The 736-nt window shown below is 38.0% G+C and carries 1 protein-coding gene; it reads left to right on the plus strand.

The genetic code is table 11. The features are described 5' to 3' along the window. Positions 1-736: glycosyltransferase family 2 protein (locus J1785_RS00550; protein WP_217218551.1), on the plus strand; the 736-nt coding region annotated here is incomplete at both ends.

Raw genomic sequence — 736 nt, forward strand, 5'->3', positions numbered from 1 at the left:
ATCCTAACCCTATAGATTTGTATTCAAAAATATCACATCGCTTGGTGAATTTGCAGGTTTCTACTCATCTTGTAGCTGAAAGTCATCAAATTGAAAAACAGTGGATTTCTGTATTCAATGAAATCCAGAAATCAGAATTTATCGAACTCAGCGAGAATATAAAGCCTTTTGTCAGTGTCTGTTTAGTGCACTATGAAAGACCACATCTTTTGCAACAAGCGATCGCATCGCTAATTAATCAGACTTACGATAATTTTGAAGTTATTTTAGTTGATGATGGGAGTACTAAAGAAGAGTCTATTAAGTACCTTGAGTTAATTCAAAAAGAGTTCAATTCGAAAGGTTGGAAAATAATAAGAAGCTCAAACAATTACTTGGGTGCAGCCCGCAACTTAGCTGCAAAGTTCGCTAAAGGCGAATATTTAATTTTTATGGATGATGATAACGTAGCAAAACCGTATGAAATTGAGTATTTCGTTAAAGCAGCCCTTAATTCGCAGGCGGATATTTTAACTACTCCAAGCGATCTTATTTTTGGGGAGGAATTCCCAGCTCCGTACCGAAAAACAACTCACTGCTGGTTACCACTTGGTGCCGATTTAAATGTTGCAAGTTTCTCGAATTGCTTCGGTGTTGCGAACTCGTTAGTGCGTGCTTCAACCTTCAATGCCATCGGCGGTTTTACTGAAGATTATGGAATCGGCCATGAAGACTGGGAATTTTTCGCAAATGCTAC

Origin of the sequence: Rahnella perminowiae (assembly GCF_019049755.1) — a bacterium.
GTDB lineage: Bacteria > Pseudomonadota > Gammaproteobacteria > Enterobacterales > Enterobacteriaceae > Rahnella > Rahnella perminowiae.